This window comes from Actinoplanes sp. NPDC051405 (genome assembly GCF_055586185.1).
Window position 1 is genome coordinate 109091 of sequence record NZ_JBVJIR010000017.1, and the last position, 23032, is coordinate 132122.

The 23032-nt window shown below is 71.7% G+C and carries 13 protein-coding genes; 9 read left to right on the forward strand and 4 right to left on the reverse strand.

All coding sequences use genetic code 11. From position 1 onward, the window contains the following. The first annotated feature begins 153 nt into the window (after nt 1-153). Genes ACZ6S4_RS32290 through ACZ6S4_RS32300 form a run of 3 tightly spaced genes read left to right on the forward strand, consistent with a single transcriptional unit; the run spans nt 154 to nt 3991 of the window. The gene (locus ACZ6S4_RS32290) at nt 154-2076 is read left to right on the forward strand and encodes an anthranilate synthase family protein (protein ID WP_465478534.1); all 1923 of its coding nucleotides are present in this window, start codon (nt 154-156) and stop codon (nt 2074-2076) included. Continuing rightward, complete coding sequence (locus ACZ6S4_RS32295; protein WP_465478535.1) at nt 2073-3314, forward strand: 3-deoxy-7-phosphoheptulonate synthase; 1242 nt, start codon at nt 2073-2075, stop codon at nt 3312-3314. The genes ACZ6S4_RS32290 and ACZ6S4_RS32295 overlap by 4 nt, the downstream gene beginning before the upstream one ends. Before the next feature lie 11 nt (nt 3315-3325). Continuing rightward, nucleotides 3326-3991 (forward strand): isochorismatase family protein, encoded by a 666-nt coding sequence (locus tag ACZ6S4_RS32300; protein WP_465478536.1) that lies wholly within the window; start codon nt 3326-3328, stop codon nt 3989-3991. Between the two features lie 74 nt (nt 3992-4065). Here ACZ6S4_RS32300 and ACZ6S4_RS32305 read toward each other — a convergent pair whose 3' ends face one another. The 4 genes from ACZ6S4_RS32305 to ACZ6S4_RS32320 all read right to left on the reverse strand — a co-directional run bounded on the left by ACZ6S4_RS32305 (nt 4066) and on the right by ACZ6S4_RS32320 (nt 10255). Then, entirely contained in the window at nt 4066-5118 is a 1053-nt protein-coding gene (locus ACZ6S4_RS32305) for a methyltransferase (RefSeq protein WP_465478537.1), read from the reverse strand. Between the two features lie 45 nt (nt 5119-5163). Beyond that, on the reverse strand, nt 5164-6807 hold the full coding sequence (locus ACZ6S4_RS32310) for an FAD-dependent monooxygenase (RefSeq protein ID WP_465478538.1): 1644 nt from the start codon (nt 6805-6807) through the stop codon (nt 5164-5166). Continuing rightward, nucleotides 6807-7247 carry a cupin domain-containing protein gene (locus ACZ6S4_RS32315; RefSeq protein WP_465478539.1) on the reverse strand — a complete coding sequence of 147 codons (441 nt, stop codon included), beginning with the start codon at nt 7245-7247 and terminating at the stop codon, nt 6807-6809. Before ACZ6S4_RS32315 ends, ACZ6S4_RS32310 begins: the two co-directional genes overlap by 1 nt. Nucleotides 7248-7489: 242 nt before the next feature. Next, the gene (locus tag ACZ6S4_RS32320; protein WP_465478540.1) at nt 7490-10255 is read right to left on the reverse strand and encodes a helix-turn-helix transcriptional regulator; all 2766 of its coding nucleotides are present in this window, start codon (nt 10253-10255) and stop codon (nt 7490-7492) included. Nucleotides 10256-10744: 489 nt separating this feature from the next. Here ACZ6S4_RS32320 and ACZ6S4_RS32325 point away from each other — a divergent pair, with 489 nt between their 5' ends. The 6 genes from ACZ6S4_RS32325 to ACZ6S4_RS32350 all read left to right on the forward strand — a co-directional run bounded on the left by ACZ6S4_RS32325 (nt 10745) and on the right by ACZ6S4_RS32350 (nt 23001). Next, a complete protein-coding gene (locus ACZ6S4_RS32325; protein WP_465478541.1) occupies nt 10745-11668 on the forward strand; it encodes an NAD-dependent epimerase/dehydratase family protein in 924 nt (307 codons plus the stop codon). Nucleotides 11669-11706: 38 nt separating this feature from the next. Further along, nucleotides 11707-12138, forward strand: a complete 432-nt coding sequence (locus tag ACZ6S4_RS32330) for a nuclear transport factor 2 family protein (protein ID WP_465478542.1) — start codon at nt 11707-11709, stop codon at nt 12136-12138. A gap of 271 nt (nt 12139-12409) precedes the next feature. Beyond that, the gene (locus tag ACZ6S4_RS32335) at nt 12410-13693 is read left to right on the forward strand and encodes an NAD(P)/FAD-dependent oxidoreductase (RefSeq protein WP_465478543.1); all 1284 of its coding nucleotides are present in this window, start codon (nt 12410-12412) and stop codon (nt 13691-13693) included. A 36-nt stretch (nt 13694-13729) separates the two neighbouring features. Next, on the forward strand, nt 13730-14989 hold the full coding sequence (locus ACZ6S4_RS32340) for a cation:proton antiporter domain-containing protein (protein WP_465478544.1): 1260 nt from the start codon (nt 13730-13732) through the stop codon (nt 14987-14989). A gap of 21 nt (nt 14990-15010) precedes the next feature. Beyond that, nucleotides 15011-16672, forward strand: coding sequence for an NAD(P)/FAD-dependent oxidoreductase (locus ACZ6S4_RS32345; RefSeq protein ID WP_465478545.1), 1662 nt, complete (start codon nt 15011-15013; stop codon nt 16670-16672). 47 nt (nt 16673-16719) lie between these two features. Then, a complete protein-coding gene (locus ACZ6S4_RS32350; RefSeq protein WP_465478546.1) occupies nt 16720-23001 on the forward strand; it encodes a type I polyketide synthase in 6282 nt (2093 codons plus the stop codon). Nucleotides 23002-23032: the final 31 nt, after the last annotated feature.

Genomic DNA, 23032 nt, shown 5'->3' on the forward strand with positions numbered 1-23032 from the left:
GGGGTGTTTGTTTTTACCCCACCAAACCCCCACCCCCTCCCCCCCCCCCCCCCCCCCCCCTCCCCCCCCCCCCCCCCCCCCCCCCCCCCCCCCGCGGCCATGTGTGCCACCGGCGGGGTGTCTCATCCCCGGACCGCGTTGAAAGCGAGCGAGATGACCTGGCCCGACCACATCCTGCGACCGGACGGCCCGCCGTTCGCGCTGTTGCACCGGCCCGAATCCGACCGTGACACCGTCGATCTGCTGATCGGCGAGGTGGTGACGGTGCCCCGGCTCGCCGACCTGCCGCTGTCGACCGGTCCGGCACCCGCCGGGCCGGCCCACGACCTGCTCGCGCTGGTGCCCTTCCGCCAGATCGCCGAGCGCGGCTACGACGTCGTCGACGATGGGACGCCGCTGCTGGCCCTGCGGGTCACCGATCAGCGCACGCTGACCGTGGCCGAGGTCCTCGAAGCGGTGCCGGACGTCGCGACGACGTTGCGCGGCGCGCACTTCGACATCGACGACGACGCGTACGCCGAGCTGGTCCGCCGGATCACCGCGGACGAGATAGGTACCGGTGAGGGCGCCAACTTCGTCATCCGCCGCTCGCTGCTGGCCGACATCGAGGAATACGCCGCCCAGCCGCGTCACCACGCACTCGAGGTGTTCGGCCGGCTGCTCCGGGACGAGACCGGTACGCATTGGACGTTCCTGGTGCACACCCCCGAACGCACGCTGGTCGGTGCCAGCCCGGAACGGCACATCACCCTCGACGCCGGTACGGCGACCATGAACCCGATCAGCGGCACCTTCCGATATCCGGCCGCCGGCCCGGACCTGGCCTCCACGCTGCGGTTCCTGGCCGACAGCAAGGAGACCGACGAGCTCTACATGGTGCTCGACGAGGAACTCAAGATGATGGGCCGGGTGTGCCCGGACGGCGGCCAGGTGATCGGCCCCCGGCTGCGCCCGATGGCCCGTCTGGCCCACACCGAGTACTTCATCGAAGGACGCACCGACTTCGACGTACGCCGGATCCTGCGGGAGACCCTGTTCGCGCCGACGGTCACCGGCAGTCCGCTGGAGAGCGCCTGCCGGGTGATCGCCCGCTATGAGCCGGCGGGCCGTGCGTACTACGCCGGCGTCCTGGCCCTGATCGGCCGGGACGCCCGCGGCGGCCAGGCCCTGGACTCGGCCATCGTGATCCGCTCGGCCGACATCGACGCCACCGGATCGGTACGCATCGACGTCGGCGCCACCCTGGTCCGCCACTCCGACCCGCATGCCGAGGCCGCCGAGACCAGAGGCAAGGCGCAGGCGCTGCTGGCCGCGTTCAGCCCGGACGCAGCTCTACGGGAGGACGCCGCACCGCCGGCCGTACCGTGGAACCACCCGGCGGTCGGCCGCGCCCTCGCCGACCGCAACGCGCGCCTGGCGCCGTTCTGGCTGCAGGCACCGCAGGAGCGGATCCGGCCCTTGCCCGCACTGCTGGGCCGCAGCGTGCTCGTCGTGGAATGCGAGGACGACTTCACCGAGATGCTCGGGCACCAGCTCAGCACCATGGGGCTGCGGGTGACGGTCCGCCGGTTCGACACCGAGCCGTCGCTGGAGGGTCACGATCTGGTGGTGATGGGGCCGGGACCGGGTGATCCACGCGCGACCGCCGATCCGAAGATCGCCACGATGCGCCGCATCCTGTCCCGGGCGCTCGACGAGCAGCGGCCGTTGCTCGCGGTCTGCCTGGGCCACCAAGTCCTCGCCACCCTGCTGGGCCTGCCGGTCCGCCCGCTGCCGGCGCCGAACCAGGGTGCCCAGCACGCGATCCGGCTGCGTGGCCGGCTCGAGCACTGCGGGTTCTACAACTCCTTCAGTGCCTACGCTGCCGCCGACCGGATCGACCTGGCCGACCTGGACCGTGACCCGGCGACCGGTGCCGTGCACGCGATGCGCGGCCGGACGTTTCGTTCGTTCCAGTTCCACGCCGAGTCGGTGCTGACCCGGCGCGGCGTCTCTCTCGTCGGCGAGACCGCCGGCGAGTTGCTCGGGAGTACATCTCCCACCCTGACCGCCGTACGAGCAAAGGAGATCTGGTGATCGGCAACGCCACGCTGACCCGTCCCACCCCGCTGCACACCGCCCCGGCCGAGCGCACCCTCGACTACTGGCGCACGCTGCCGGCCGCCCAGCAACCGGCCTGGGCGGACGAGTGGCTCGTCGACCGGGTCCGTTCCGAGCTGGCCGCGGCACCATCGCTGGTGGCCTGGGCCGACGTCGACGCACTGCGCCGGCTGCTGGCCGAGGTGGCCGCCGGCCGGATGCTGGTGGTGCAGGCCGGCGACTGCGCCGAGGACCCGGCCGAGTGCGAACCCACGGCACTGTCGCGCAAGGCCGGCCTGCTCGATGCGCTCGCCGGGGTGCTGCAGTTCCGCACCGGCCGCCCGGTCGTCCGCGCCGGCCGGCTGGCCGGGCAGTTCGCCAAGCCGCGCACCCGGCACACCGAAACGGTCGACGGCGTCGACCTGCCGGCCTTTCGCGGCCTGATGATCAGCGGGGCCGAACCCGGTCCGCTGTCCCGACGCCCGGATCCGCTGCGCATGCTGACCTGCTACCGGGCCGCCGCCGCGGCGATGGACCATCTGTGGCGCGCGTCGTCGTGGCGCCCGCGGCCGCACGGCCCGGTGTGGACCAGCCACGAGGCCCTGGTGCTCGACTACGAGCTGCCGCAGGTCCGGCACCTGTCCGGCGGGCGGCTGATGCTCGGCTCGACCCACTGGCCGTGGATCGGCGACCGCACGCGGCAGCTCGACGGCGCGCACGTACGCCTGTTCTCCGCCATCAGCAATCCGGTCGCCTGCAAGGTGGGCCCGGGGATGAGCCCGGACGGCCTGAAGGAGCTGTGCGCCGCGCTGGACCCGGACCGCGAGCCCGGCCGGCTGACCCTGATCGCCCGCCTCGGCGCCGACCTGGCCGCCCAGCGTCTGCCGGACCTGGTCGCCGCGGTGCGGGCGGCTGGTCACCCGGTGATCTGGCTGTGCGACCCGATGCACGGCAACACGGTCACCGCACCGGACGGCCGCAAGACGCGGCGTGTCGACACGATCGTGCGTGAGGTGTGCGCCTTCCAGGAAGCGGTGACCGCTGCCGGCGGAGTGGCCGGCGGCCTGCATCTGGAGACCACTCCCCATGCGGTGACCGAGTGCGTCGCCGATGCCGGTGAGCTCGACCGGTTCCGGCCCGACGAGACGTACACCACGCTCTGCGACCCGCGCCTCAACCCCGAGCAGGCGCTGGCCGTCGTCGCGAACTGGAACGGTTCGCCGCCCACCAGGTGAGGAGAGAAACAGTGAGCATCCCGCGCATCACGTCGTATCCCATGCCCGCACCCGACGAGGTACCCGAGAGCAGAGCCGGCTGGGTGCTCGATCCCGAGCGTGCGGTCCTGCTCATCCACGACATGCAGCGGTACTTCGTGCGGTTCTTCCCGCCGGATGAGGCGCCGGTCACCGGGCTGATCGACAATGTCCGGGCCCTGCGCGAGCACTGTGCGCGGCTGGGCGTCCCGGTCGCGTACACCGCCCAGCCCGGTGACATGAGCGACGAGCAACGAGGGCTGCTGAAGGACTTCTGGGGCTCCGGCATGACCAGCGAGCCGGACGACCGCGAGGTGATCGCGGAGATCCGCCCGGCCGCCGGTGATCTGGTGCTGACCAAGTGGCGCTACAGCGCGCTGCACCGTACCGAGCTGCTCGACTTCATGCGCCGCACCGGGCGCGATCAGCTGATCGTGTGCGGGGTGTTCGCCCACATCGGCTGCCTGATGACCGCGGCCGACGCGTTCACCAACGACATCCAGCCGTTCCTGGTCGCCGACGCGGTGGCCGACTTCTCGCTGGAGTACCACCGGCTCGCGCTGACCTGGGCAGCCGAGCGCTGTGCCGCCGTACCGGTCACCGCCGTCGTGCTGTCCGCGCTGGCAGCGCCCCGTACGGTCGGTGCCCGGCGCCGCTGACGCAAGGTCGTCCTTCCCAGGGGCAAGGACCAGGGGCCGGCCGGATGTCCATCCGGCCGGCCCCTTCGGGCTTCTCAGCGCTTGACGCCGGAGATCACCACGTCGCCGAGCCCGCCGACGTACATCCGGCCGGTCGGCTCGAAGCCGGCATCACCGAACCAGTCCTCGTACTCGGCACAGGTGTACACCATGCCCTCACCGCTGGCCACGGTCAGGAAGTACGCCGACAGCGCCGCCGCCAGGTCCGGGCCGGTGCCGTCGTCGTCGGCGCCGGGGGTGACCACGAAGATCCCGGCGCCCTTCTCCACCGCGCGACCGGCCTTGGCCAGCAGCTCCTTGTTCCGCTCGATCGACCAGATCTCCAGGAAGTGGCCGAACAGGACCGCGTCGCAGCCCTTCGGGAACTCGTCCTGGAACGCGTCCAGGCCCACCGCGCGGACCCGGTCGCTGAGGTCCAGGGTGGCGATCTTCTCGTTCGCCCGCTCCGCGACGGTCGGCAGATCCACGATCGTCACCTGCAGGTGCGGCCAGCGCCGGGCCAGGTGCGTCGCGTTGATCGCGGTCCCGCCGCCGATGTCCAGCAGGTGGGTGTACTTCGACAGGTCCAGGTGCTGCACCAGTTCCTCGGCCACCAGCCGGCTGACCGACCCCATCATGTTGTGGAAGGTCTTCTCCAGCTTGGGGGTCTGCGCGAGCCGGCCGTACAGCGTGGGCGACTCACCCGGAATGGCTTCGCGCAGGCCGACGTTCGTGTACTCCTTCAGGGACTCGTAGAACCACGCCATCGGCCGGTAGTTGACGTGCTGCTCCCAGGGCACGAACGCGGCCGGCACGTCGTCCAGCTTGCCGGCCAGCGGTTCGGCGACCGCCGTGTTGTAGTACCGGTCGCCCTCTTTGCGCAGCAGGCCGGCCGACGTGACGCCGAGCAGCAGGATGCGCGCGGGCTGGTTCTCGATGCCCAGCCGGCCGGCGATCTCGTCGCGGGTCAGGCCCGGTTCCCGGCCGAGCAGCTCGAAGAGGTGGAACTCGCAGGCCGCGCTCAGGAACTGGAAGCGGTAGTGGGCGTAGAACAGCTCACGCAGCGGATCGATCTGGTTCGTACGCGGATCGTTGGTCGCCGTGGACATTCGTGCAGCTCCTTAGACGGTAGGAAACTCTGCTGACAGGTGCGCTCAGCGGAGCGCGGATGCGGTGCGATCGCCGGTCGCTCCCCGCGCCCGGTCGATGACCGCGGCCGGACGGTCACCGGCGGTGTCGCCGCGCCAGGCGACGTGCTGGTCCGGGCGGATCAGCACCAGGTCGCGCTCCCACAGCTCGCGGACGCGCGGCTCCTGAATCACGACGTGACGCACCGGCAGGCCCCGCTCACCGGCGGCGGCCAGCAGGGGCTCGGCCCGTCCGTCGCCGGCGGTGTCGACGAGGGTGAACTCGGGGCCGAACCGGTCGAACAGCTGGCTGCCGTCGGCCAGCAGCAGGCTCGGCGGCCGCGCACCCGGCCAGGTGCTCGGCCGGTACCGCAGCGGCTCGGCCGGCGGCTCGGCGGTGCCGTCGGCCCAGACGAGCGGGGAATCGCGGTAGCGGTAGTCCAGATAGATGCCCTCGTACGTGTTCTCGCCCGGCTGCGCGGCCAGGAACTCGGCCAGTTGGGCCGCCGGGGCGTTCTCCTGGCGCAGCCGCATGTGCCGGAAGTGCACGTCCAGGTGACTGCGGGACATGGCCATGTTGCGCAGCCCGACCGGCCGGCGCTCCACCTCGTAGCTGTCCAGCAGCGCCGGGCCGCCGTACCCGTTGATGAGCGCGGCCAGCTTCCAGCCGAGGTCGACCGCGTCGCCGGCGCCGGTGTTCATGCCATGGCTGCCGGCCGGGAACATCTGGTGCGCGGCGTCACCGGCGAGCAGCACGCGGCCGCTGCGGTAGCTGTCGGCGATCAGATATTGCGGCGTCCAGCGCGAGCTGACGTGCACCTGGTCGATGGCCAGGTCGACACCCAGCAGCGACCGGATCCACCCGGCCGGATCGGACGGCGGAGGATCGAAATCACTCTGGCGGACGGCGTGGAACGACCACGTCCCCGCCTCGTCGAGCGAGATGAGCACGTACCGGTCGGTGAAGTAGTGCCAGAAGTATCCCTGCCGGAACAGGTTCGCGCTGTCGGTGCTGCGGAACGTCACCGAGTACGCCGCCGGCAGCTCCCGGACCCCGCCGTCCGCCGCGTCCGCGATGCCACCACCGGTGAGCGGGATGCCGACGGCGCGCCGTACGGTGCTGGACGCGCCGTCGCAGGCGGCCAGGTAGCGGGAGCGGACCCGCCGGGTCGCCCCGGACGCCACGTCCTCGAAGGTGCTGGTGACCCCGTCGGCGTCCTGCTCCAGCGACGTGAACCGCCACTGGTTGCGGACGTCGATCAGCGGGTGGCGCCGGCACCGCTCCAGCAGGACCGGCTCGAGCTCGGCCTGCGAGATCCGCTGGTACGGCTGGCTGGGCTGGGACCCGTCGTTGAGCTCCCGGATCTGCTGCCACTTCTCCTCGACGGACGGTTGCCGCCAGACGGCCAGCGCGTCGCCGCCCAGGCCGGTCGACCAGATGACGTCGAACGGATACTTCGCCGGCACTCCCGCGCGGCGGATGTCCTCGGCGATCCCCAGCCGGGCGTGGTGCTCCATGGTGCGGGGGTTGGTGAACTCCATCTTCGGGTGCACGGTCGGACCGGCGTTCTGCTCGGCCAGCAGGCAGGCCACCCCGTGGTGGGCCAGTTCCAGCGCCGCGACCATGCCGACCGGACCGGCGCCGACGACCACGACCGGAACGCCGGTCATCAGTAGTCCTCGGGAACCGGCACGGCCGGCGTCAGCTGCTCCGTGTGGTGCCGCCGGCGGATCTCCGCCACCGCCTCCTGCAACGCTTTCTCGTCGCCGGGCGGGGCGGCCAGCAGGTCGGCGATGTCCTGCTGGTAGTTCTCGTGCCCGGCCGGCGTGGCGACCAGCAGGAACCGCATCGGGACCAGGCCGGGGTTGCGGAAGCCGTGCGGGGTTCCGCGCGGCACGTACAGCACGCTGCCGGGCGTCGCCCGGGCCACCTTGTCGCCGCTGGACGACTCCCAGCTCGTCCACGAGCCCGGCTCGGATGTCCGTACCGTCGGTTCGAAGGCGAACAGCTCCACCTCGCCCTCGAGCACGTAGAAGATCTCCTCGTGCGTGGTGTGCAGATGCGCCCCCACGTCGAAGCCGGGCGCGAACCGGCACTCGACCGCCAGCATGTTAGGGGTGTGTACCTCACCCACCTTCAGAGTCACCTGATGGCCGATCGGCCGGCCGGTGCCTGGCTTCAGAAAGAACCCGTCCGCGGTCATCGCCATTTTCCCCTCGTGTCCGCATCCTCGACACAAGGCAGCATCCATCGATCGGACACAGCGACAACATCACGTGTTCGTGGGGTCCTCGGTGCCGGGACCGGATCCGTCGATGCCGCGGCTGGAGGCGGTGGGACGGAAAGGCGTTCTTACGTGATATCCGGGTTTGCCATGACGATCCGGGTCAGCTCCACCCGGCTGCTGATCCCCAGCTTTGCGAACACCTTACGAAGATGGCTGTCCACCGTGTGCGGTGACAAGAACAGCTGGCGTGCCACCTCGCGGTTGGTCGCACCCTTGACGACCAGCTCGACGACCCGTAACTCGGCCTGGGTGAGCCCGACCAGTGGCGACTCCACGGGCGCCGACCCGGCCTGCTGACGGACGCCGACGGCCTGCATCCGCCGTTCCACCCGCAGCAGGCCCTGCCGGGCCCCGCATTCCTCGTAGCCGGCGAGCGCGGCCTTGAGCAGCTTGATGCCCCGCGTCTTACGTCCGGCCGCGAGCTCGGCGACGGCGGTGTCCTCCAACGCACTCGCCCGGACCAGCGGCCGCCGCGAACTTTCCAGCAGCGCCACGCTCTCGTTGAGGCGCGTGACATCCATCCGGGCCAGGCCGTCGGCGTGGGCCGCCGCGCCGGCGAGAGTGGGGTTGCCGGGGTTGCGGCGGGCCAGCCCGGCGGCGAGGGCGGCGATCCGGGCCTCCTCGGCGGGCCGGCCGGCCTGCTTGTTGATCCGTACCATGGCGGCGAGCGCCCCCGGGTCCTGCACGAACATGAGCATCCGCTCGGGCAGCTGGAAGTTCAGCTCGGTGAGCGCCTGGTACGCCTCCTTCACCTGCCCACTGGCCTCGTGGATGACCGCGGCGGCCCAGGCGGCGTCCTCGGGTGGCACAGTGATCCCGGTGGCCAGCATCCGTTGCGTACGGTGCAGATAGTCACGCGCGAGCGGCATCTGGTCGCGCAACGCCGACACCCGGCCCAGCAGCGCAGCCAGCGGCACGCTCAGCTGCAACGCGCCGACGTGCTCGGCCACCCGCAGTCCGGCTTCCCCTTCGGCTTCCACGTCGGACAGCCGGCCCTGCGCGAAGTACAGCGACGCGCGGTAGAAGTGCCACAACGGCAACGACCACGCGGTACCCAGCTTCTCCGCCTCACGCTGTCCGGTGGCGTAGATCTCCTCCGCTTCCTCGAAGCGGTCCTGGGCGACCAGGGCCGCCCCCATCCAGATGTCGGGGTGGTGGTGCTCGGCCACGCCACCGGCCCGCCCGATCTCGGCCACCGCGTCCTTGGCGAACCGCACCGCGTCGTCGAGGTCACCGCGCGCCCGGGCGACCACGCTGCGCGCGGCGCTGCCGAACGCCACGGCCGCGGAGACACCCGCCCGCATCCCCAGGTCCACGGCCTGGTCGGCGGCCTGGTCGGCCGCCCGGAGGTCGGTGGCCAGCAGCGCGTGCGCCCGGACCGCGTACAGCTGGGCCCGGATCGGCTGGTCGGCGGAGGGCAGGGCCAAGCCGCGATCGGTCAGCTCCACCACCGCGCCGTTGTGCCCGGCGTGCTTGTACGACTCGGCCAGGCCGAGCACCAGCTGCCCCTCGACCTCCGCATTGACCGGGCCGCGAAGAGCGCGCTCACCCCACTTGCGGGCCTCGGCGAGCCGGCCGGCGGAGGCCAGCATGCGCACCGCGTCGGAGATCAGCATGGGCCGGCTGCGGTCAGCGTCCTCGAGCATCTCGACCGCCCGCAGCAGCAGGTTCGCCGAGGTGCTGGGCGCGCAGGCGGCCATCTGCCCGGCTGCCGCCCGCAGCAGCTCGACGGTCTGCACGTCGCCGCGGTACTCGGCGCGGACCAGATGATCCGCGAGCTCGACGACCGGCCGGCCCTCGGCCCGCAACACCAGGGTGGCCTCCCGATGCAGCATCGAGCGCACCGCGCCGTTCATGTTGTCGTAGACCGCCTCACGGACCAGGTCGTGCTGGAAAGCGAGCCGGGAGTCACAGTCGACGAGCGTGCCGCTGGCGACGGCCTCGTCGGCGATGGTCATCACCTCGCTGGTCGGGCGGTGCAGCAGCAGGGCCGCGGTGTGCAGGGAGAAAGTTCCGCCGAGGACCGCGCCGATCTGCAGCAGCTGGCGAACCTCCGGCGACAGACTGCACAGCCGCTGTTCGACCGCGGACAGGAAGCCGGAGGGCAGTTCGCTGCCGACGACACTGGCCAGCCCGTCGCAGGTGCTGATGCGCTCGGTCGCGCAGAGATTGGTGAGCACCTCCTGCAGCAGGAAAGGGTTCCCGCCGCTGCGGGCGGCGATGGCGGACACGGTGGCATCCGCGCGCGCGCCGAGCACCCGGTGGCACAGCTCGGCGATCGCGTCGTCGGTCAGCGGGCGCAGGTGCACCTCGCGGACCCCGTCGCCGATCAGCCAGCGGAGCGCGTTCTGCGCGGGCAGCTCGGCCGGCACGGGCGACCGGGCGAACAGCCAGAGGATCGGCAGCAACGACAGCCTCGGCACCAGGACGCGCAGGGCGAAGGCGCTGAGCTCGTCCGTCCACTGCGCGTCGTCGATGACGATCACCAGCGGCCGCTCGCGGGTCACTTCCTCCAGCCGCTCGGTGACGAGGTCTATCCGCGAGTACTGGTTGGCGCCGGTCGGGGGCAGCCGGTCCGGGCCGAGGACCGAACGGAGGGTGCTGACGACGGTGGACAGCGGAGCCACCCGGTCCAGCTCGGTGGCGCGGCCGCGGGCGACCAGCAGATGACGTTCCACAGCGAGCGAAGCGGCGCTGTCCAGCAATAGGGTCTTCCCGATTCCGGCGACGCCGGTGAGGACGACGCAGGACCCTGTACCCCGTTCGAGCGCGGTGATCGCGTCCGTCAGGATCTTCCACTCCCGGTCACGTCCTACCGCCTGCAACGTCACGCCCCCCGACATAGCCGTCCTCGCAGGCTCATACGGTATGGCAGGAGCAGGGATCACGGAACGTTTTATAAGACTCACTTTGTGTGAACAGAATTCCTCTCAATATCGACATCATGCTCACCGAAGAGCCACCCGCCAGCCTGCATGTGCACGCACCGTGACCTCTGGCGTGAACGCCGTTCACCCAGCAAAATTGTGTTGCTCGTCACGATAGGCAGCACTTAATACTGTGACATCAATCGATGTAACAGTGAGTCGTTGTGGTCCTTTGTGGACGCGTCTAGGGTGGTGTCGAGGTCGCCACCGCCCGAAGGTTTCCCGTTTCCGCGAGGACGCGCAGGATGGGCCGGGCCGGACCGGTCCCCGACGTGGACCACCTCCGCCGGTAGGTGCCACCGGTTTCGTACCCCATTCTCCGGTTCTCGGAGTTCTTCGATCTTCCAGCAGACAGCGAGAGCCGGCATCGCTCACCGAGGAAGGTGAATGATCATGCGAGTGTTCGTGGCAGGCGGCAGCGGAGTGATCGGGCGGCGGCTGGTGCCGCAGCTCGTGACGCGAGGCCATCAGGTTACGGCAACGACGACCAAGGCCGCCAAACTGGACATGCTGGCGCGGCTGGGCGCCGACGCGATCGTGCTGGACGGCCTCGACGCGAAAGCGGTCCAGCAGGCGGTGGCGAAAGCCCGCCCGGATGTGATCGTCCAGCAGATGACCGCGATCGACAACAGCCAGCCCGTGACCCAGGACCCGGACCGCTACTTCGCCACCACCAACCTGCTGCGGACCGAGGGTACGGACAACCTGCTGGCCGCCGCCGAGGCGACCGGCGTGTCCCACGTGGTCGCCCAGGGCCACGCCAGCTGGAACGGCGATCGCACGGGCGGCTGGGTGAAGACCGAGGAGGACCCGCTGACAGCGCAGGCGGGGCCGAAATTCCGCAAGGCTGGAGAGGCGCTTCTCCACCTCGAGGACGTGGTCGTCAAGGCCGGCGGCACGGTGCTGCGCTACGGCGGGTTCTACGGGCCGGGCGCCACCGACGACCAGGTCATGATGGTGCGGGAACGAAAGTACCCGCTCGTCGGCAAGGGTAGTGGCTACATGTCGTGGGTGCACATCGACGACGCGGCGAGCGCTACCGTCCTGGCCGTGGAGCAGCAGCCCAAGGGCGTGTTCAACATCGTCGACGACGAGCCCGCTCCGGCCAGCGACTGGCTGCCGCACCTGGCCGAGTGCGCGGGCGCGGAGCCGCCCCCGGCCATCCCCGAGTCGCAGGCCCGGCTGCTGGCCGGGGAGTTCGCGGTGATCCTGATGACCGAGGGGCGCGGCTTCTCCAACGCCAAGGCCAAGCGGGAGCTCGGCTGGCAGCCGCACTACCCCTCGTGGCGCCAGGGGTTCAGGGAAGGGCTGGCCTGACCGCAGGACCGGGTTGAGCGATCGAATCGGAGGTTGTGATGACAGGTACGGCAACGGGGCCGCTGGCGGGGCCACGCGATGCGTTCGAGCTGCACCGGGCGCGACTGCTCGCGGAGGAGAGGACCGGCGTCGACTACCGGGCGATGCTCGCCGAGGACGTGATCGGCGAGGTGCCCTTCGCGCGGCCGGGCGAGCCGCGCCGCTTCGAGGGCCGGGCGGAGTTCGGCGGCTGGGCCAGAGCACTGTCCGGGCGCGTCCGCTTCACGGATGTGCGTGATGTGGTGGTGCACGAGACCGCGGACCCGGAGGTCGCCATCGTGGAGTACACGGTGGAGGGCGTGCGGGAGGCCGACGGGGTGAGGGCCACGGCGCCCCTCGTCCTGGTGGTACGGGTCCGCGACGGGCGCGTCGTGCTGTGGCGCGAGTACCAGGATCCGGCGGCCATGGCGGTGCTCGCGGGCGAAGCCTGACCGGCGGCCGGGATGGCGGCACCCGGCCCTCGTCCACCCGTCAGGGACCACCCGAAGAACCCGCGAACACGTGATGTGATGGCGCGATCGCTCACGGACACTTGATATGTCCGATGCGGTAGAGACTGAGGCTTGCGCCTGACATCCGCCGGACCGGCGTGCCGGCGAGCGCGTCCTGGACCACCACGTTCCGGGCCCCTTACCGAGGGTCCCGCGGACGAGGGTCGAACGTCCGAACGCGACCATCCAGCCCATCACGGGAGGTCCCAGAATGCCGTCTGCCCTTTTCCAGGTTCCTGACGAGTACGACGTGATCGTGATCGGCGGCGGGCCGGCCGGAGCGACGACCGCCGGGCTGCTGGCTCAGCGCGGTCGTCGCGTCCTGGTCCTCGATCGCGAGCGCTTCCCCCGGTATCACGTCGGGGAATCACTCATCCCGGCCTTCATGCGCCCCATGCAGGAGATGGGGATAACCGAGCGCATGGACGCGCGGGGGTTCGAGCGCAAGTACGGCGGCACCCTGGTCTGGGGAAACAACCAGGTGCCGTGGAACTTCTCGTTCGTCGAGGGTGGTGCGTATCCGTACGCCTTCCACACCCGGCGAGCCGACCTGGATGCGCTCATCCTGGACCGGGCCAAGGAGCTCGGTGCCTCCGTGATCGAGGACGCCACCGTCAAGGAGCCCGTCGTGGAGGACGGCCGGGTGCGTGGGGTGCGCTTCGCGCTGCGCGGCCTGGACGGGCTGCACGAGGTGCGGGCTCAGCTGGTCGTCGACGCGTCGGGGCAGGCCCGGGTGCTCGGCCGCCGGCTCACCGACGTGAAGTGGCACGACGAATTGCGCAACGTCGCGGTGTGGACGTACTTCGACAACTGCGAGCGGCTGCCCGGTGACGAGTACACCAACATCCTCATCGAAGGGCTGGACGACGGCTGGTTCTGGGCCATTCCCATCGACAAGGGCACGGTCAGCGTCGGCTATGTGACGCGCTCGGCCACCGCCGGCGAGGACGGTCAGTCGCTGGAAGATCTGTTCCACTCCAGGCGGCAACGCACGACCAAGCTCGCGAAGATGCTCGCCGGGGCCCGTCAGTCCGCCGGATTCCGTACGGCGCGCGACTGGTCGTACCACAGCAACCGGTTCCACGGCGACGGCTGGGTCCTGGTCGGGGACTCCGCCGCCTTCGTCGACCCGCTGTTCTCCACCGGGGTCGCGCTGGCCACGCTCGCGGGCAGCACCCTGGCCAAGATCCTCGACCGGGTCATCGAGCATCCGGCGATCGAGGAGAAGGCGCTGGATCGGTACGCCACCGCGTACTCCGGGTTCTTCGACGAGATCCGTGCCTTCGTGGAGCGCTTCTACGACCAGACCAAGTACAAGGAGTTCTACTACAGCCTCGCCCAGGAGCTGGTCGATCCGGAACGCAAGAACGAGCCCTCCGCGGACTTCGTGACGCTGATATCCGGGCTCAGCGGCCGGCACCCGCTGTTCCACATCGACCTCGGCGATCTGATCGCAGACACGATGGCACCGGCCGCCGGGACATCGAAGGTCTGATCCCCGCCGGGGAACTGAGAGCGAGATGGCCTCGACATGACCAGTCATCAGCTGCAACTGCTGTTCATCGACCTGGCCCTGATCCTGCTGCTGGCCCGTGGTCTCGGGTGGCTCCTCGGCCGGATGGGGCAGCCGCCGGTCGTCGGTGAGATCCTCGCGGGCGTCCTGCTCGGCCCCACGCTGCTGCCCGCGGCGATCAGCGGCACCCTGTTCCCCACCGACGTCCGCATACCGCTGACCGGCATGGCCGCCGTGGGTGTCGCCCTCTTCATGTTCACCGTGGGGCTGGAGATCGACACCGCGTCACTGCGGGGGCGGGGCCGGATCACGGCTGTCTCGGCCTTCGGGTCCACGGCGCTGCCGTTCCTGCTGGGAGTCGGGCTGGCCCTGTGGCTGGCCCACGAGCACCAGCCCCAGGAGCGGGCGGCCTTCGTCGTCTTCATCGGTCTCGCGGTGTCGGTGACCGCCTTCCCGGTCCTCGCCCGCATCCTGAGCGACCGCGGACTGTCCGCCACCGCAGTGGGCGGGATCGCGCTGGCCACGGCCGCCGTTGTGGACGTGGTGGCCTGGGCCGCGCTGGCCGGCGTGCAGGCGACGGTCGGCAATGGCGGCGGACCCCGCTGGCCGGTGCTGTTGATGCTGCCGTACGTGGTGCTGATGCTGCTGGCGGTGCGGCCCCTGCTGCGCCGCGTACTGCTCCGGGGCGGCACAGCCGGACGGCTGGCCGCCCCGGGCACCGCTGTCGCGCTGATCGGGGCGCTGCTCTCGGCGGCGGCGACCGAGGCGATGGGGATGCACTACATCTTCGGTGCCTTCCTCTTCGGGCTGATGATCCCCCGGCAGAACACCGCCCGCCTGCGCACCGAACTTCTCGAGCGCACCGGGCGGATCACCTCCCTGCTGCTGCCGGTCTACTTCGTGGTGGCCGGGTCACAGGTCGACCTCAGCCGGCTGCACGGCGGCGATCTGCTGCAACTCGGGGCGATCCTGCTGGTGGCCGTGGCGGGGAAGTTCGGCGGCGCCTACCTCGCCGCCCGGTCCCAGGGCGTGCCGGCCCGGCCCGCGGCGGCACTCGGTGCGCTGATGAACACCCGGGGCCTGACCGAGCTGGTCATCCTCGACATCGGGCTCCAGCTGAAGCTGCTCGACAGCGGCCTGTACTCCCTCATGGTCGTGATGGCCGTGGTCACCACCGCCATGACGGGGCCCCTGCTGTCCCGCGTGTACGCCAAACCCGTGGAGCTGAGCCGGCCCGCCGGCAAGCGGGAGCCGGATCCCGCGCCGGCCCTGCCCTGACCACCCCAGAAAGGCGAGACCATGCAGAACAGTCATGGCGTCCACAGCCGCACCAACACCTACGACGTGGCGATTCTCGGCAGCGGCATGGCCGGCGGCATGCTGGGCGCGGTGCTCGCCCGCAACGGGGTACGGGTGCTGCTGATCGACGCCGGCACCCATCCCCGGTTCGCCGTGGGTGAGTCCACCATCCCGTACACCTCGGGCATGACCCGGCTCATCGCCGACCGGTACGGGGTGCCCGAGCTCAAGCCGCTCTCCAGCCACAAGGGCATCAGCCGGCACGTGTCGCGCTACTGCGGTCAGAAGCAGAACTTCGGCTTCGTGTACCACCGTGCGGGCGAACGGCAGGACCCGCAGGAGATCAATCAGCTGGTGGTCCCCTCGGCCATCCGCACCGAGACGCATCTGTTCCGCCAGGACATCGATTCGTACCTGTTCCACCTGGCGGTCAAGTACGGTGCCGAGCCGTTGCTGAACACGCGGGTCACGGATGTGGACATCGACCCGGACTCCGGGGCGGTGCTCCGCACGGAGCAGGGCCGGGAGTTCCGGGCCAGCTACATCGTGGACGGCAGCGGATTCCGGTCGCCGCTGGCCGAGAAGTTCGCGCTGCGGGAGACGCCCACCTCGGCCCGTACGCATTCCCGGACTCTGTTCACCCACATGATCGGAGTGCGCCCCTTCGACCAGGCACCGGCGGCACAGCGACACGACCAGCCCAACCCCTGGCACCACGGCACGTTGCACCACGTCTTCGACGGCGGCTGGCTCTGGGTGATTCCGTTCGACAATCACGCCGACTCCCTCAACCCGCTGTGCAGCGTGGGGCTGACGCTGGATCCACGGGTCTTTCCCAAGGACGACACGCCCGCACAGGCCGAGTTCGACGCGTTCCTGCGCCGCTTCCCGCAGATCGCCTGGCAGTTCCACGACGCCCGGGCGGTGCGCCCCTGGGTGTCCACCGGCCGGCTGCAGTACTCGGCCAAGCAGGTGGTCGGCGACCGCTTCTGCCTCACCTCGCACGCGGCCGGTTTCATCGACGCGCTGTACTCGCGCGGTCTGACCAACACCTTGGAGGTGGTCAACGCCCTGGGCTGGCGGTTGATCGCCGCCGCGCGCGACGGCGACTGGTCGACCGAGCGCTTCGCCTACCTGGAGACGCTCCAGCAGGGCCTCTTCGGCTTCCACGACGACCTGGTCTTCAGCTCCTTCGTGGGCTTCCGGGACTACGAGCTGTGGAACGCCGTGAACCGCACCTGGATGCTGGGCACGATGCTGGGCAACGTCATGCTGGAGGACGCCTACTACCGCTTCACCCGCAGCGGGAACGCCGAGATCCTCCGGGAGCTGGAGGACTCCGCGCACCCCGGGTCCCCACTGCCGGTGAGCCCGGGTTTCACCGCGATGAGCGCTCTCACCCGGGACCTGTGCGTTCAGGTCGACGAGGGCTCGCTCGCCCCGCGGGAAGCGGCCGGGCGCATTCTGTCGGTCATTCGGGAAGCGGATTTCATCGCTCCCTCGTTCCGTCTGGGGCACCGCGATTCCCGCTGTTTCAGCATGTCACCCGCCAAGATGGCGAAGAACGCCGTGTGGTCCCGCCGGGACGCTCCCCCGGAGATCGGCTCCCGGATGATCAACGCGAGCAAGGGCCTGGTCCGGATGCGTCTGCTGGGCGGATAGCGCCGTGCGACCGACAGTTCCGCCGACGGCAGGAAGTGATTCGGACAATGACTACGAATGTCGATCGTGATCCCTCTGACCTCATCGCCGTCGTCGGAATGGCCGGGCGTTTCCCCGGCGCGCCGGACACGGAGAGCCTGTGGCAGATGCTGATGTCCGGCGGTGATGCGATCGGCCCGGTCCCGGCGGACCGCTGGGACGCCGGCGAACGGCCCGATCCCGAGCTGCGGATCCAGGGGGTCGGCGGCTTCCTGGAGGGAGTGGACCGCTTCGACGCCGCGTTCTTCGGTATCTCACCGCGCGAGGCGGCCGCCATCGACCCGCAGCAGCGGCTGCTGCTCGAGGTCGGCTGGCGCGCCTTCGAGGACGCCGGGCAGCGGGTCTCGGACCTGGCCGGCTCCCGTACGGGCGTGTACGTCGGTGCCTCCTGGCACGACTACGAGCTGCTCCGCGTCGACCGCGGCGCCCGCCCTACCCCGCACAGTCTGGTGGGCAACGCCCTGGACGTCATCGCCGCCCGCTTCTCGTACGTCTTCGGGCTGCGCGGTCCCAGCATGACGGTGGAGACCGGCTGTTCGTCCTCGCTCGTCGCCCTGCACCTGGCCGCCCAGGCGCTGCGGCAGGGCGAGATCGACGCCGCCGTGATCGGGGCGACCAATCTCATGCTCGACCCGCACGTGACCGTGGGACTGACGCACTTCGGCGCCCTGTCCCCGGACGGCCGCTGCAAGACCTTCTCCGCGTCGGCGAACGGCTTCGTGCGCGGCGAGACGGTCGCCGCGCTGTACGTGAAGACGCTGCGCCGGGCTCTGGCCGACGGGGACCGCATCCACGGCGTCGTGCTCCGGACGGTCGTCAACAACGACGGTGGCGGGGAGAGCCTCGTGACCCCGAGCCCGGCGGGGCAGGAGGACCTGCTGCGTCAGGCCTACGGCGGACCGCTGCCACCGGGAGCGCCGGCATACGTCGAGGCGCACGGGACCGGCACCGGCCGCGGCGACCCGATCGAGGTGACCGCGCTCGGCCGGGTCCTGGGCCGGGACCGGGGCGACGAGCCGCTGCTGGTGGGGTCCATCAAGACCAACATCGGCCACCTCGAGGCCGGCGCGGGCATGGCCGGCCTGATCAAGCTGCTCCTGGCGCTCCGCCACCGGACGCTGCCGCCGAGCCTGCACGCGGAGGAGCTGAACCCGGACATCCCGTTCGAGGAACTGGGTGTCCGGGTGGTGCGCGAACCGGTGGACCTACCCGCGTCCGGTCCCCTGTACCTCGGCGTCAACTCCTTCGGCTGGGGCGGTACCAACGCTCACGTGGTGGTGACCGGCCCACCCGAGCAGGGGCCGGGCATGTCCCCGGCGGACACGGCCCGTTCGAGCCGCGCCGGACTTCCCGCTTTCGTCCCGCTGTCGGCTCGGGACCCGGCGGCGCTGGCCGAGCAGGCCCGGCAACTGACCGACTGCGTTCCGCAGACCGGCGCCGGTGTCGGTGAACTGGCCGGCACTCTCGCGTGGCGCCGCGACCACTTCCCGCTCCGCGCCGCGTTGACCGTCGCTGAGCCCGGCCGGGTGCGCACGGCCTTGTCCGCGGTCGCCGCCGCGGCCGACCACGGCGCCCGGTTCACCGAGGTGGCAGCCGGACTGCCCGACGTGGTGGCGGGACGCGCGCGCCCGCACCGGCGCACTGCGTTCGTCTTCCCCGGGCAAGGTTCGCAGTGGCTGGGCATGGGCCGCGAACTCTTCCGGGACGTCGCGCCGTTCGCGGAGGTGATCCGCCGCTGCGCCGAGGCCCTCGAACCGCACGTCGACTGGGACCTCACCGCCGTCTTCGCGGACGGCACCGACGACTTCTGGACGACCCGTATCGACATCCTGCAGCCCACGCTGTGGGCCATGTCCCTGGGGCTCGCCGAGCTGTGGCGGGCCGCCGGCGTGGAACCCGATGTCGTGCTCGGCCACAGCCAGGGCGAGATCACCGCGGCCACCTTCGCCGGGATCCTGTCGTACGAGGACGCCGCGCTGGTGACAGCCCGTCGCAGCGCGATCGCCCGGCGCACGTCCGGCCGGGGCCGGATGCTCGCGGTCGACCTGGACCGGGACGCCGCACTGGCGGCCCTGGAGGGCTTCACGGACAGTGTGGCCCTCGCCGTCCACAACGGCCCCCGGGCGTGCGTGCTGTCCGGCCGCGAGGACTCGGTGCTCGTCCTCAAGGAACTGCTGGAGGCGGAGGGCACGTACTGCAAGCTGGTCAACGTCGACTACGCCTCACACAGCCCGCAGATGGACGAGCTGCGCCCCGACCTGCTGCGGGCCTTGGCGCCCAGCCGGCCCAGGAGCGGGACCGTCGGACTGATGTCGACCGTGTACGGCCGCATGCTCGACGGGCCGGAGATGGACGCCACGTACTGGGCGGAGAATCTGCGCCGGCCGGTGATGTTCGCCGATGCCATGAGCGCCCTGTTCGACGACGAGGTCACCCACGTCGTGGAGATCAGCCCGCACCCGGTGCTGACCCCGGCCCTGGAGCAGCTGGCCGCGCTGCGTCCCGAGCCGCCCGCGGTGCTCACCACTATCCGCCGCGACCAGGGCGATCAGGCGGCCCTCACGCTGGCCCTCGCCCGTGGCTACGTCGCCGGGCTGGAGCCGTTCGGTGGCCTGTCCCGGCACGCGCGCGTCCGTTTGCCGGGCTACCCGCTACGGCCCGAGAGCTACTGGATTCCGCGCCGCTCCCGCCGTTCGGGCGCCGCCCGCGGCCTCGACCCGCAGCTGTCCCCGGTGCCGGGGGTGACCGGGACCTGGCACGGGCCGTTGGAGCTGTCGGTGACGGATCAGCCGTGGCTGGGCGACCACCGGGTGTACGACGCGGCCGTGCTGCCGGCCGCGGCGATCCTTGCTCTCGCCGTCGGCGCGGCACGCGCGCGGACCCGTTCAGCGGTCCCGCGGCTGACGGACGTCGCATTCCGCGGGGAGGTCGCGCTGTCCGCGCAGCCCGCCGGGCTCACCGTCGAGTGGCGCGCGGACCACGCCGACAGCGGGCGCTTCCGGCTGCTGACGCAGCCCGAGGAGGGGGCAACGTGGCAGGTCGCCGCCGAGGCACGGGCGTACGGAGGGGCCGACGAGGCGGAGGTTCCCGCCTTCCCCGAGTGGGCCGTGGAGACCGAACCGCAGCAGCCCGGGGAGTTCTACCGCCGGTGGAGTGATCGCGGTCTGGACTATGGCCCGGCCTTCAGGGGCCTCCAACGGTTGTATCCCGGCCCGGACGGACAGGCCCTGGGTGAGGTCGTGCTGCCCGACGCGCTGCGCGAGACCAACCGGCCGGCCGGACTGCACCCGGCCCTGTGGGACTCGGCGCTGCAGGTGGCCCTGGCCCTGTGCGGGGACGAGGACGGGCAGGCGGCCCTGGTGCCCACCGCGGTGCGCGAGTTGCGGGTGCTGGGCGCGCCCGACGAGTCGGTGACGACCGTGTGGTCACACGCCGTCCGTCGGCGCGACGGAAGCTTCGACATCCGCCTCTTCGATGCCGGCCGGGCCCCGCTGATGGCGCTCGACGGGCTACGGCTCGAACCGCTGCCCGGTGCCGGCGACGCGGACGACTCCCCCGGCCGGCTGCACCACCTCGCCTGGCTGGACCTGACCGGGTCCGCCACGGACGACTCCCGGGGGAACACCGGCGCCGCCCCGGCGGCGCGGTGGGTCGTGTGCGGCACCGGCACGGACGAGGAGGCGCTGGCCGCGGCGTTGTCGGCGGCCGGGGTCGAGGCCGGCGTGGCCACCGGCACCGACGGCGATCCGCTCGCCGGTGCCCGGGCCGCCGCCGGCGTCGTCTTCCTGGCCCCGCGCGCCTCGGCCGGGCCACGGGCGCAGCAGGACGGTCTGAGCCGGCTCGCCGACGTGGTGCGGGCCTGCGCCGCGCTCGGTGAACCGCCCCGGCTGGCCGTCGTGACCACGGGCGCGCAGGCGGTGACCCCGTCGGACCTGCCCGATCCCGGCGCGGCCGCGTACTGGGGCTTCTCCCGGGTGCTCCGGCGGGAGCACGCGGAACTGAGGCCGCGCGTGGTCGACGTGCCCGCCGATGCCACCGACTGGGCCGGGCCCTGCGCCACGGAACTACTCACCGACGACGGCGAGGACCAGGTGGCACTGCGTCCGGGGCGTCGGTTCGGCGCGCGCCTCGCCCGCGGTTCCGTGCCGGAGGAGCAGCTTGCCGTCCTTCCTGTGCCCCGGACCCGGCCGCAGCCGTTCCGCTGGGCCGGCATCGTGCCCGACGGCGGCAGTCGGTATGTGCCACTGACCCGGCGCGATCCGCGATCCGGCGAGGTGGAGATCGAGGTGTCCGCGGTGCTGGTCGAGCCCGGGGCGGCGACGACCGGGCGCGCGGGCGAGACACCGACGCCGGGCCATGCGTGCACGGGCCGGGTCGTTGCCGTCGGCCCGGACGTCACGAGCCCCGCACCGGGCGACCGGGTGGCCGCCCTGGCGACGGGGGCGGTGGCGACCCATGTGACCGTCCGCGCCGACCACACCCAGCCGGTGTCCGCCGACTGGACGGACCCGGACGCCGCGTCCCTCCCGCTGGCCCTGACCACCGCCTGGTACGCGCTGTCCCGCCTGGCCCACCTCGATGCGTCCGAGACGGTGCTGATCCACTGCGGGGGCGGAACGGCCGGTGCGGTGGCGGTGCAGGTGGCCCGGGAGCTGGGCGCCGAGGTCTTCGCCACCGCCCAGGACGCGGCGCAGCGGAAAGTTCTGCGCGAGCTGGGCGTCACGCAGGCGTACGAGGCGCGGGACCCGTCCTGGATCGACGCCGTACGCGCGGCCACGGGCGGCCGTGGCGTGGACGTGGTCCTGGGTGAGGCGACCGGGCCCGATCTCGAGCGCGGGCTTGCCGTACTGGCCGAGGACGGCCGCCTGATCGTGCTCGGTCAGCCGGCCGACGGCGGCCCGGACACGGCGGACGGCGGCCGGCTCGACGCGGCCCAGCTCCTTCGCGGGATCAGCGTGTCCGGTGTGGACGCGGTACGGCTGCTGCACCGTGCGCCCGCGCGGATGGCGCAGGCCCTGCGGTCCGGCTGGGAGCTGCTGGCCGCGGGGAGGATCAGCCCCCTCCCGGTCCGCAACGCCTCCTTCGGCCGGGTCGGAGAGGCGTTGCGGGAATCGGCCGCGGGCGGCGCCCCCCAAGCGTGCGTTCTGACGGACCCGGGAAGCGTCGAGCAGGTGGCGGCGCTGGTGCTGCCCGGCGGCCGGTTCCGCGCCGACGGCACCTACGTGATCAGCGGCGGCCTCGGCGCGCTGGGCCTGTCGCTGGCGGAGTTCCTGGCCGCGCACGGAGCCGGCGCGCTCGTCCTGCTCGGCCGGTCGGCGCCGGCCGCCCGGGCAACCACCCGGATAGCGGCCCTGCGGGCGGCGGGCACGGTGGTCGAGACGGTGCGTTGCGACGTGACCGACCTGACAACGCTCCGGGCCGCCCTCGGTCCCGTCCGCACCTCGCTGCCCCCGATCCGCGGCGTCTTCCACGCGGCCGGGGTGCTGAACGACGCCACGATCGCCACCGTCACGCCGGAGCAGATCGCGGACGTCCTCGGGCCCAAAGTGGCCGGTGCCCGCCATCTCCAGACCGCCACGGCCGACGATCCGCTGGACTGCTTCGTGCTGATCTCCTCGGCCGCGGCGTTGTTCGGCAACGCCGGGCAGGCGGCGTACGCGGCGGCCAACGCCGGCCTCGACGCTTTCGCGGAGTCCCGTCGGCGGCGCGGCCTGCCCGCACTGAGCGTGCAGTTGGGCCCGGTCACGGACGTCGGCCTGGCCGCCGAGGACGCGCGGCGTGGAGCACGCCTCGCCGAGCGCGGCATGGGCGGCGTCCCCACCGGACAGGCCTGGCCCGCGCTGCTGCGGATGCTGCTGCGGGGCGACGTCGTGACGGGCTATGTACCGCTGGACCTCAGGCAGTGGTTCGACGCCTATCCCGAGACAGCTGCCTGCGGCAGCTGGCAGTGGTTGCGGGAAGCGGCCGGCCCGGACCGGACCCCCGGTGCGCACGCCGCGGAGTTCCGCGACCTGCTGGCGCGCACCGTGGCCGGGGAGCGGTCCCGGCTGGTCGAGGGCCGGATCCGGGAGCTGGCGGGGCGGGTGCTGCGCATGGAACCTGACGGCATCGGCCCGGAGACGCCCTTCAAGGCCGTCGGTCTCGACTCGCTGATGAGCCTCGAACTGCGCAACCGCCTGGAGGAGGCGTTCGGGCTGCGGCTCTCACCGACCCTCCTGTGGTCCTACGGCACCCCCGAGGCCCTGGCCGGGGCCCTGGCCGAGCAACTGACCACCACAGCGGACACCTGAACCCGGCCGCTCGGCCCCTGACCCCCATCCG

What these genes read in the sequence shown, in the direction of transcription:
- ACZ6S4_RS32290 (WP_465478534.1), top strand. Translation starts at nt 154, where the DNA reads ATGACCTGGCCCGACCACATCCTGCGACCGGACGGCCCGCCGTTCGCG.
- ACZ6S4_RS32305 (WP_465478537.1), bottom strand. Translation starts at nt 5,118, where the DNA reads ATGTCCACGGCGACCAACGATCCGCGTACGAACCAGATCGATCCGCTG.
- ACZ6S4_RS32310 (WP_465478538.1), bottom strand. Translation starts at nt 6,807, where the DNA reads ATGACCGGCGTTCCGGTCGTGGTCGTCGGCGCCGGTCCGGTCGGCATG.
- ACZ6S4_RS32315 (WP_465478539.1), bottom strand. Translation starts at nt 7,247, where the DNA reads ATGCTGGCGGTCGAGTGCCGGTTCGCGCCCGGCTTCGACGTGGGGGCG.
- ACZ6S4_RS32325 (WP_465478541.1), top strand. Translation starts at nt 10,745, where the DNA reads ATGCGAGTGTTCGTGGCAGGCGGCAGCGGAGTGATCGGGCGGCGGCTG.
- ACZ6S4_RS32330 (WP_465478542.1), top strand. Translation starts at nt 11,707, where the DNA reads ATGACAGGTACGGCAACGGGGCCGCTGGCGGGGCCACGCGATGCGTTC.
- ACZ6S4_RS32335 (WP_465478543.1), top strand. Translation starts at nt 12,410, where the DNA reads ATGCCGTCTGCCCTTTTCCAGGTTCCTGACGAGTACGACGTGATCGTG.
- ACZ6S4_RS32340 (WP_465478544.1), top strand. Translation starts at nt 13,730, where the DNA reads ATGACCAGTCATCAGCTGCAACTGCTGTTCATCGACCTGGCCCTGATC.
- ACZ6S4_RS32345 (WP_465478545.1), top strand. Translation starts at nt 15,011, where the DNA reads ATGCAGAACAGTCATGGCGTCCACAGCCGCACCAACACCTACGACGTG.
- ACZ6S4_RS32350 (WP_465478546.1), top strand. Translation starts at nt 16,720, where the DNA reads ATGACTACGAATGTCGATCGTGATCCCTCTGACCTCATCGCCGTCGTC.